Annotated in this window: 8 protein-coding genes; 4 read left to right on the top strand and 4 right to left on the bottom strand. The window is 60.5% G+C overall.

The window, feature by feature from the left end:
* Positions 1 to 115: 115 nt before the first annotated feature.
* The 4 genes from F8N49_RS21015 to F8N49_RS21000 all read right to left on the bottom strand — a co-directional run bounded on the left by F8N49_RS21015 (position 116) and on the right by F8N49_RS21000 (position 5,491).
* A complete protein-coding gene (locus tag F8N49_RS21015) occupies positions 116 to 1,462 on the bottom strand; it encodes an imelysin family protein (RefSeq protein ID WP_071173417.1) in 1,347 nt (448 codons plus the stop codon).
* A gap of 272 nt (positions 1,463 to 1,734) precedes the next feature.
* The gene (locus F8N49_RS21010; RefSeq protein ID WP_016773430.1) at positions 1,735 to 3,786 is read right to left on the bottom strand and encodes a bifunctional diguanylate cyclase/phosphodiesterase; all 2,052 of its coding nucleotides are present in this window, start codon (positions 3,784 to 3,786) and stop codon (positions 1,735 to 1,737) included.
* A 329-nt stretch (positions 3,787 to 4,115) separates the two neighbouring features.
* Positions 4,116 to 4,712 (bottom strand): superoxide dismutase, encoded by a 597-nt coding sequence (locus F8N49_RS21005; protein WP_016773431.1) that lies wholly within the window; start codon positions 4,710 to 4,712, stop codon positions 4,116 to 4,118.
* A gap of 176 nt (positions 4,713 to 4,888) precedes the next feature.
* Positions 4,889 to 5,491, bottom strand: a complete 603-nt coding sequence (locus tag F8N49_RS21000) for a LysE/ArgO family amino acid transporter (protein ID WP_016773432.1) — start codon at positions 5,489 to 5,491, stop codon at positions 4,889 to 4,891.
* 96 nt (positions 5,492 to 5,587) lie between these two features.
* Here F8N49_RS21000 and F8N49_RS20995 point away from each other — a divergent pair, with 96 nt between their 5' ends.
* The 4 genes from F8N49_RS20995 to F8N49_RS20980 all read left to right on the top strand — a co-directional run bounded on the left by F8N49_RS20995 (position 5,588) and on the right by F8N49_RS20980 (position 9,519).
* Positions 5,588 to 6,475, top strand: coding sequence for a LysR family transcriptional regulator ArgP (locus F8N49_RS20995; RefSeq protein ID WP_151552398.1), 888 nt, complete (start codon positions 5,588 to 5,590; stop codon positions 6,473 to 6,475).
* A gap of 99 nt (positions 6,476 to 6,574) precedes the next feature.
* Positions 6,575 to 7,567: an NAD(P)-dependent oxidoreductase gene (locus F8N49_RS20990; RefSeq protein ID WP_024014140.1), complete on the top strand. Its 993-nt coding sequence runs from the start codon at positions 6,575 to 6,577 to the stop codon at positions 7,565 to 7,567.
* Positions 7,568 to 7,683: 116 nt separating this feature from the next.
* Positions 7,684 to 8,541 (top strand): ATPase, encoded by an 858-nt coding sequence (locus tag F8N49_RS20985; RefSeq protein ID WP_151552396.1) that lies wholly within the window; start codon positions 7,684 to 7,686, stop codon positions 8,539 to 8,541.
* Positions 8,542 to 8,670: 129 nt separating this feature from the next.
* On the top strand, positions 8,671 to 9,519 hold the full coding sequence (locus F8N49_RS20980; protein WP_151552394.1) for a cache domain-containing protein: 849 nt from the start codon (positions 8,671 to 8,673) through the stop codon (positions 9,517 to 9,519).
* Positions 9,520 to 9,577 lie beyond the last annotated feature (58 nt).

Raw genomic sequence — 9,577 nt, 5'->3', positions numbered from 1 at the left:
CTTCAAAAATCAAGATCACCAGATCGCAGCCTTCGGCAGCTCCTACAGGGGACTGCGAACATGGAGTATTAAAAAGGCTACCCGAAGGTCGCCTCTTTTTGAGCGGACGCTGCGATCAGAATTCGTGATCGGCGCTGTCCGGGTTCAGGTCGCTGATGCCCAGTTTGCCGGCAGCGGCTTCGATCGAGCCGGTCTGCTTGACCAGCGCGGCGATGGCGTCGCGAACCACCTGGTTGCCAGCGGTGTTGCCGGCAGCGATCAACTGGTCGTAGTGCTCACCCTTGTTGGCGTGATCGACCATGACCTGGATCTTCGCTTCGGTCGCGGCCAGATCGGCTTTCAGCGCGGTGTCGGCAGCCGGGTCGGCCTTGGCTACCAGCGACGACAGGCTGGCGCCGGTCAGCTTGGTGCCGTCAACACGGGTGTACTCGCCCAGGTAAACGTTACGCACGCCTTTGGCGTCGTAGAAGTGCGAGTAGTGGGTGTTGTCGCTGAAGCAATCCTGCTCGTCTTCCGGGGAGTTGGCTTCCAGGGAAACCTTCATGCGTTCGCCCGCCAGTTCACCCAGGGACAGGCTGCCCATGCCGAAGAGCATTTTGCGCAGGCCGGTTTCGCCTGGCTCCGCTTCCAGGGTGGCGCGGTAGTTGTCGGCCACGTTCGGCTTCCAGTTGCCGACCATTTCTTCAAGGTCGCTGACCAGCAGTTGGGTCACGGCTTTCAGGTAGGCACGACGACGCTCGTTATGACCACCGGTGGCGCCGGCGCCTTCCAGATAGTCCGAGGCCGGACGGTTGCCAGCGCCAGGGCCGGTGCCGTTCAGATCCTGGCCCCAGAGCAGGAATTCGATCGCGTGGTAGCCGGTGGCAACGTTCGCCTCGGAACCGCCCAGCTCGTTGAGGCTGGCGAGTTTTTCCGGGGTAATTTCTTTCACGTCGACCTTGTCTTCGCCGACCTGCACTTCGGTGTTGGCGATGATGTTGGCGGTCGCGCCCGGGTTACCCAGTGCGTGCTCGTAGGATTTGTCGACGTAGTCGATCAGGCCTTCGTCCAGGGGCCAGGCGTTAACCTGACCTTCCCAGTCGTCGATGATGGTGTTGCCGAAGCGGAATACTTCGCTCTGCAGATACGGCACGCGTGCGGCGACCCAGGCAGCCTTGGCGGCTTTGAGGGTGTCGGCGTTCGGCTTGGCGAGGAACGCGTCGACCGCGCTCTGCAGGGTTTTCGCGGTGGATTCGGCATCGCTGTAAACGGCGAAGACCATGTCGGCGTAGTGCGCGACCACAGCCTTGGCGGCGGCATCGTCAACTTTACCGGCGGCAGGAGCAGGTGCAGCGGCTGGAGCAGCACTGCTGGAAGCCGGAGTCATTTCGGAGGCTTTTTCTTTGTCCTTGCCTTCGCCGCAACCGGCGAGGGAAATAGCGATGGCCAGCAGACTGGCGGTAGCCAGAGGCATACGAATCATGGCGAACATCCTGCTTCGGTAGTTGAGTGGACTGGCGCCGGTGGCGCGCAAAACTGCGACATAATGCAAATCTTTCGCATTATGTGTAAAGGCGTGGGTGGAAATATTTCTTATTTGCGCAAGAAGATCAAAAGATCGCAGCCTCGTTGCACTCGTCAGCTTCTACAGGGGGAACGCATTTCAAATGTAGGAGCTGCCGAAGGCTGCGATCTTTGCTTTCATAAAAAGGCTGCGATCTTTGCTTTCATAAAAAGGCTGCGATCTTCTGATCTTTAAAGAATCGCCGCGTTGCTGCGTTGCGCCTGCTTGAGGTAAATACCCAGCTCCCGCGCCGGCAGCGGTTTGCTGTAGTGGTAGCCCTGACCTTCGTGGCAACCCTCGGAAATGATGTAGGTCTCCTGCTCGGCGGTTTCCACGCCTTCGGCAATCACCTGCATGCCCAAGCTCTTGCCCAGCTGAATGATCGCGCGAACGATGGTCGCGTCATCGTCGTCATCGAGCAGGTCCTGAACGAAGCTCTTGTCGATCTTGATCTTGTCCAGCGGCAGGCTTTTCAGATAACTGAGGGACGAATAGCCGGTGCCGAAGTCGTCGATCGCGATCAGCGCACCGGAGCGGCGCAGGCTGAGCAGATGCTGGGCGGCGGTGGTGATGTCTTCCATCAGGCCGGTTTCGGTGACTTCCAGTTCCAGACTGCGCGGCGGCAGGCGGTACATCTGCAACAGGTTATTGACCACCCGCGGCAGCTCGGCGTGGTGCAGTTGCACGGTGGACAGATTGACCGCCATGCGCAGATCGACAAAACCCTGATCGTGCCACTCGCGCAATTGCTTGCAGGCCTGATCGAGCACCCACTCGCCGATGGCGATGATCGTGCCGTTCTGTTCGGCCAGCGGGATGAACAGGTCCGGCGGCACCAGACCGTGTTCCGGATGTTGCCAGCGAATCAATGCTTCGACGCCGACCACGCGGTGATCGCGATAACTGATCTGCGGTTGGTAGACGAGGTAGAACTGGTCGCGGATCAGCGCATCGCGCAAATCTTTTTCCAGCTCGCGACGACGGCGCATCTCGCTGTCGACGCTGGCGATGTAGAACTGATAGCGATTGCGCGAGCGGGTCTTGGCCAGGGTCATGGTCTGCTCGGCTTTCTGCAACAGCTTCTCGGTGCTGTCGCCGTCCTCCGGAAACAGGGTGATGCCGATGGTCGCGCGCAGGCGGATCTCCTGATCGTCGAGGGCGAACGGCGCTTCGAGGTCATCGAGAATGCTCTGCGCCAGTTCCGCTGCTTCGTAAGGCTGTTCAATGTCGGCCTGCACCAGCGCGAACTGGTCGCCGCCCAGGCGAGCGAGGGCGCCGAGACGACCGCTGTGGGCACGTAAACGATCGGCCAGGGCCAGCAGCAATTGGTCGCCGGTCTGGTAGCTGAATTGCTCGTTGATGCCCTTGAAGTCATCCAGACCGACGCACAACACGGCGACGCGGCGCTGCAATTTGCCGGCATCGACGAGAATCTTGTCCAGTTGCTGCTGCAATTGCTGGCGGTTCGGCAGACCGGTGAGGAAGTCGTACTGGGCCATGCGCAGCAGGCTGTTTTCCGCTTCGTGGCGCAGGTGGGTGTTGCGTTCGATGGACTCGAGCAACTGGTTGGCGGTGTTGATCCACAGGCCCAGCTCGTTTTTTTCGTGGCCCTTGATCTGCGGAATCTTGTGCTCGCTGGGACGATCGGGGTTGATCTCGGTGAGGTGCTCGATGATTCGTGACAGCGGTTTGGTCAGCAACCAGTGATAGACCAGATACAGCACCAGGCCCAATGCCAGTGCGCGCAGCACGCCGGAAATGAAAATGATCACCGAGCTGACGATGAAACCTTCGCCATAAGTGGCGGTGTCGAGTGTGATGCTCAGGTCGCCGTAATATTCGCTGTAGGGGCCACGGCCGACCAATTGCGTGGTAAAGGTGCGTTCCTGGCCGAGAATCAGGTCGGTCAGCCAACGGCTGTTGGAATGCTGCAGCTCGCGGGATTTCTGCGCCAGCATGGCTTCGTTGGGGTGGCCGATGGAGGCCTGACGCACGGCGTCGTCCTGGAACAGCCCTTCGATCACCTGCATGCCCATTTCCCGATCCAGGCTGTACACGGCCTGGGTCGATGGATCGCGGAACATGTCGAGGATGCGCTCGGCGTCGCCGGCAACCGCCTGACGGGTCTTGTAGGCATCGAAGACAATCTGCGCGCAGCTCAAGACTACGCCTACGATCAATGCCGACAGGAGCACGACCCGGAGCAACTTCACCGACAAGCTGTTCTTGAGTTCCAGCTTCAAAGGGTTATTCCTTGTTCCGTGCGGGTAGCGTCAAGTTGCCATGAGTATTGGCAATCCCGGGTTGGCAGTCAAAGGGACAATCAGGCACGGGAAAAGTCGCCGTGATCCTGGCCGCATTGTCGTCATTTGAGTAATAGCTCTGAATCAACTGTGTCGGTTGCAATTGCCTTCAACTTGAGCACTGGGCCAAAGATTTTTTCCTTTCTGTGATGGTAGACGGCTGGGGGCTGGCGGCAAACGGCGTGAAGCTGCTTTTACCGTGCGAGAAACGCCATGCGCCGGGCATAAAAAAACCCGGCCGAAGCCGGGCTTTTCATCGGGCGCGCAGCTTAAGCGGTGAAGGTTTTGCCTTCGAACTGCTCGGCCACGAACTTCCAGTTGACCAGGTTCCAGAACGCTTCAACGTACTTCGGACGCAGGTTGCGGTAGTCGATGTAGTAAGCGTGTTCCCAGACGTCGCAGGTCAGCAGCGGGGTGTCGCCGCTGGTCAGCGGGTTGCCGGCGCCGATGGTGCTGGCCAGGGCCAGGGAACCGTCAGCCTTTTTCACCAGCCAGCCCCAGCCGGAACCGAAGGTGCCGATCGAGGTTTTGCTGAATTCTTCCTTGAACTTGTCGAACGAACCGAACGCTGCGTTGATGGCGTCTGCCAGGGCGCCGGTTGGTTGACCGCCGGCGTTTGGCGCCAGGCAGTTCCAGTAGAAAGTGTGGTTCCAGACCTGAGCGGCGTTGTTGAAGATGCCGCCCGAAGAAGTCTTGACGATTTCTTCCAGGGTCTTGCCTTCAAACTCGGTGCCTGGCACCAGGTTGTTCAGGTTCACGACGTAGGTGTTGTGGTGCTTGTCGTGGTGGAACTCCAGGGTTTCCTTGGAGATGTGCGGCTGCAGGGCATCGTGTGCGTAAGGCAGCGGCGGCAATTCGAAAGCCATGATGATTCTCCTAATCAGGTCTGTTGCGGTGAGCGCAAGGCCGATCACGGGCGGCCGGAAATGCACCGGCGAGTTTTTACTCTTTGCGGCGCAGGGTTCGGATCATAGCACCGGGGTCGCGCCTTAACCACGCAACAACTGTGTGGGATAGAGGTTCCAGAGCCTTTGGCAATTATTCATCCGGCGATGATCAACTGCGCGGCCACGGCGAACATCATCAATGCCACCACCAGATCGAGAATGCGCCAGGTGCTCGGGCGGGCCAGCCACGGTGCCAGCCACGCCGCGCCGAGGGCCAGGGTGAAAAACCACAGCAACGATGCACTCGCCGCGCCGACCACATAAGCGCCCGGCACCGATTGCTGCGCGCCCAGCGAGCCGATCAGCAATACCGTATCCAGATAAACGTGGGGGTTGAGCAAGGTCACCGCCAGGGCGCTAAGCATCACTGCGCGCAGCGAACGCACGGTCTGGTTTTCGCCTTGCTCAAGGCTCTGTTTCGAGCAGGCCCGGCGCAGCGCCTGGCTGCCGTACCAGATCAGAAACGTCGCGCCGCCCCAACGGGCGATCGCCAGCAGGGTCGGGTTCTGCGCGAGGATCGTCGCCAGGCCGAACACCCCGGCCGCGACCAGAATTGCGTCACACACCACGCACAATGCCGCCACCGGCAAATGGTGTTCACGGCGCAGGCTTTGCGCCAGGACAAAAGCGTTCTGCGTGCCGATCGCCATGATCAGGCCGAACGCCACCAGCAGGCCGTTTACGTAGCTTTGCCACATGGGAGAGATCCTTGAAAGAGAGTGCTTGCTGGCTATTCTCCGGTGTGACGCTGTATAAGAAAAACCAATAGTGCTGATCGCCCATTAGGAAAACTGATGTTCGACTATAAATTGCTTTCCGCGCTCGCCGCTGTGGTCGAGCAGGCCGGATTCGATCGCGCCGCACAGGTGCTGGGCCTGTCGCAGTCGGCGATCTCCCAGCGCATCAAATTGCTTGAAGCGCGGGTCGGCCAGCCAGTGCTGGTGCGCGGAACACCGCCAGCGCCGACCGAGATCGGCCGACGCTTGCTCAACCATGTGCAGCAGGTGCGTCTGCTCGAGCGCGACTTGCAATCAGTGGTGCCGGCGCTCGACGAAGAAGGCCTGCCCGATCGCTTGCGCATCGCCCTCAACGCCGACAGCCTCGCCACTTGGTGGGCCGAGGCCGTCGGCGATTTCTGCGCCGAGCAGCATTTGTTGCTCGACCTGATCGTCGAAGACCAGACCGTCGGCCTCAAGCGCATGCGTGCCGGTGAAGTGGCTGCGTGCCTGTGCGCCAGCGAGCGCCCGGTGGCCGGCGCACGCAGCGTATTGCTCGGCGCCATGCGTTATCGCGCCTTGGCCAGCCCGGCCTTCATCGCCCGGCATTTTCCCGATGGCGTGCGCGCCGAACAGCTGCCGCGCACCCCGGCGCTGGTGTTCGGCCCGGACGATTTTCTCCAGCATCGCTATCTGGCGCTGTTGGGCGTCGACGGCGCGTTCGAGCATCACTTATGTCCGTCCTCCGAAGGCTTCATTCGCCTGACCGAAGCCGGTCTGGGTTGGGGGCTGGTGCCGGAACTGCAAGTGCGCGAACAGTTGCAACGCGGGGTGCTGCGCGAATTGCTGCCAGATAAACCGATCGACGTGCCGCTGTACTGGCATCATTGGCGCAATGGCGGCCAGTTGCTGAACCTGCTTACCGAACAACTGCTGCGCTCCTCAAAGCAATGGCTAGTGGCTTGAACGCAGCATCAAGCGTCAAGCTGCAAGCGGCAAGAACACGTACCGTTTCAACTTGCAGCTGAAAGCTCGAAGCTTGCAGCTGCTTCCCTGGAGTTTTTGATGAAGATTTTGGTTACCGGCGCCAGCGGCTTTATTGGCGGGCGCTTTGCGCGTTTCGCCCTGGAGCAGGGCCTTGAAGTGCGGGTCAACGGTCGCCGGGCCGAGAGCGTCGAGCATCTGGTGCGCCGCGGTGCCGAGTTCGTGCCGGGCGATCTGACCGACGCCGATCTGGTGCACGACCTGTGCCGTGACGTCGAAGCCGTGGTGCATTGCGCCGGTGCGGTTGGCGTGTGGGGGCGTTATCAGGACTTTCATCAGGGCAACGTCGAAGTCACCGAAAACGTCGTCGAAGCGTGCCTCAAGCAGCGGGTGCGGCGGCTGGTGCATCTGTCGTCGCCGTCGATCTATTTCGATGGCCGCGACCATCTCGGTCTGACCGAAGAGCAAGTGCCCAAACGCTTCAAGCATCCCTACGCCGCGACCAAATATCTGGCCGAGCAGAAAGTCTTCGGTGCCCAGGAATTCGGTCTGGAAACCATCGCCCTGCGCCCGCGTTTCGTCACCGGTGCCGGCGACATGAGCATCTTCCCGCGCCTGCTGAAGATGCAGCGCAAGGGCCGGCTGGCGATCATCGGCGACGGCTTGAACAAGGTCGATTTCACCAGCGTGCAAAATCTCAACGAAGCCATGCTCAGCAGCCTGTTGGCGCAAGGTTCGGCGCTGGGCAAGGCCTACAACATCAGCAACGGCACGCCGGTGCCGCTGTGGGATGTGGTCAATTACGTGATGCGGCGGATGGACGTCGATCAGGTGCGCAAATATCGCTCCTACGGTCTGGCCTACAGTGTTGCGGCGCTCAATGAAGGCGCGTGCATGCTCTGGCCGGGACGCCCTGAGCCGACCCTGTCGCGCCTGGGCATGCAGGTCATGAAAAAAAATTTCACCCTCGACATCAGCCGCGCCCGGCATTATCTCGACTACGATCCGAAAGTCAGCCTGTGGGCGGCCCTCGATGAGTTCTGCGCGTGGTGGAAAGCCCAGGACATCCGTTGAAACGATTCGGCCGGGCGGCAATGAACCGCCTTGCGGGTTGAGGGTCAATGCCTGCGGCTGCGGCGGTTATACTTCGCAGCATTTAGCCATCACCGCGTTTGCCAAAGGTTGCCTCAATGTCCATGCGAAACGATGCCCACGACGACGATTTCGACAACGTGCCAAGCCTGCGCGCCGACCCGTTCGATGACGATGACATCACACCCGGCCCCCGCACTTCCGTGCATTCGCGCAGCGCGCCAGTGGTCAAGGTCAAGGCCGCCAGCACCGGGCCGCTGTGGGCGCTGGTCGGCGCGTTGTTTTTTGCCTTCATCGGTCTGGCCTGGTGGAGCTTCCAGCAGATCTCGCTGATGGAGCAGCAACTGGTCGCCACCCAGGAAAGCTTCGCCCGCATCAGCGAAGAAGCGGCAGGGCGCCTGCAGGATATTTCCGGCAAGGTCGTCGCCAGCCAGAGCAACGTCAGCAGCGACAGCGAAGCGCTGAAGCTGCAAATCAAGCAACTCGAAGGCAAGCTGCTCGACCAGAGCAAGCAGCAGCAAGGCGTGGCCGGGCAGGCCAGCGAACTGGACAAGCGTCTGGCGCAGATGACCGCGCAGACCACCGAACAACAGAACGCCAATACGCAGTTGCAGGCTCAGGTCAAAGCCTTGAGCGCCGAGCTGGCGACCATCAAAAGCACCCCGGCCGATACCAGCAAGGTCGATGCGCAGTTGAAAGCTTTCGATGCCCAATTCAAAAGCCTCGGCGCTGATATCGCCGCGCTGAAGAAACAGGGCAATCCGAGCGCGGCGATCGATCGTCTGGAGCAGGACATCGTCGTGCTGAAAAGTCAGCAGGACAACCGCCCGGCAGCGCCACAGGGTGGCGGCAATACTGCCGAGTTCGATGCATTCCGCGCGCAGATGACCCGCAACCTGAATACCTTGCAGGCGCAGATCCAGAATCTCCAGCAGCAGATCAATTCCCGCCCGTAAGCGCTGAGCGAGGCTGGCGAGCGTTGCTTGCCAGCTTCACGGCGCAATGTTCAGAAACGCTCTGAATATCTCTACATGACCGCAAGCCGTCTACGCTCTTGAAACACCAAAAAGAACGAGGGATGCGCTATGGGGTTTTTGCATAAAGTGGCCTGGCTCGGCCTGATGTTGTTGGCCGGCTTCGGCCAGGCCAGCGCCGCCACTGCCGCCAAGGATGACAGTCAGGCCGCCATTGCCCTGCTGGAAAAAGCCTTGGCCTACTACCACGACAATGGTGACAAGGCGTTCGCCGCCTTCAGCCGCCAGGGTGAGTTCGTCGACAAGGATCGCTACGTGTTCGTCCTCGACACCAAAGGCGTCATGCTTGCCAGTGGCGGGCCGTCGTCGGCGCTGATCGGTCGTGATGTCAGCGAAGTGCTCGGGCCGGATCTGCAGAAGGCGTTCAAGGATGCGCTGAAAGTGCCGGAAGGCAACGGTATCCAGCAGGCCGAATACCGCTGGCAGAACTGGGCCGACGGCAAGGTCGAGCGCAAGCATGTGTTCTACCAGCGCGTCGGGCAGCGCATTCTCGCGGTGGGTTACTACCTGCCACGGGCCTCGGCTGAGCAGGCCAGGGCCTTGCTGGACAAAGCCGCGACGGATCTGACCAAGAACGAGAAGGGCACGCTGACCGCGATCAACTCACTCAAGGGCGGTTACTTGCAGGATGACCTGTATGTCTTCGTGGTCGATCTGAACAATCAACGCTACGTCGCCCACGGCACCAATCTGCGTTTGATCAACACTGATTTTGGCAAGGTCAAGGATCCGGCAGGCAAACCGGTGGGCGAGCCGATTCTGGCACTGATCGGCAAGCAGAATGAAGGCGAATATGAATACCGCTGGAAAAACCCGGTGACCGGCAAGATCGAGGACAAGCATGCGTACCTGAAAAAGGTCGGGCACTTCCTCGTCGCGGTGGGTTACTACAGCCCTTGAGCGCGCGATGATCGTTCCTACGCTCCGCGTGGGAATGCAGCCCGGGACGCTCTGCGTC

This window comes from Pseudomonas sp. GXM4 (genome assembly GCF_008923895.1).
GTDB lineage: Bacteria > Pseudomonadota > Gammaproteobacteria > Pseudomonadales > Pseudomonadaceae > Aquipseudomonas > Aquipseudomonas atacamensis.
Note: the sequence above shows the minus strand (reverse complement) of the source record. Positions and strands in the feature narration are given on the sequence as shown.

Excerpts from the sequence above, each read along its gene's own strand:
- F8N49_RS21015 (WP_071173417.1), bottom strand. The coding sequence starts at position 1,462 with ATGATTCGTATGCCTCTGGCTACCGCCAGTCTGCTGGCCATCGCTATT.
- F8N49_RS20985 (WP_151552396.1), top strand. The coding sequence starts at position 7,684 with ATGTCCATGCGAAACGATGCCCACGACGACGATTTCGACAACGTGCCA.
- F8N49_RS20995 (WP_151552398.1), top strand. The coding sequence starts at position 5,588 with ATGTTCGACTATAAATTGCTTTCCGCGCTCGCCGCTGTGGTCGAGCAG.
- F8N49_RS21000 (WP_016773432.1), bottom strand. The coding sequence starts at position 5,491 with ATGTGGCAAAGCTACGTAAACGGCCTGCTGGTGGCGTTCGGCCTGATC.
- F8N49_RS21005 (WP_016773431.1), bottom strand. The coding sequence starts at position 4,712 with ATGGCTTTCGAATTGCCGCCGCTGCCTTACGCACACGATGCCCTGCAG.
- F8N49_RS20980 (WP_151552394.1), top strand. The coding sequence starts at position 8,671 with ATGGGGTTTTTGCATAAAGTGGCCTGGCTCGGCCTGATGTTGTTGGCC.
- F8N49_RS20990 (WP_024014140.1), top strand. The coding sequence starts at position 6,575 with ATGAAGATTTTGGTTACCGGCGCCAGCGGCTTTATTGGCGGGCGCTTT.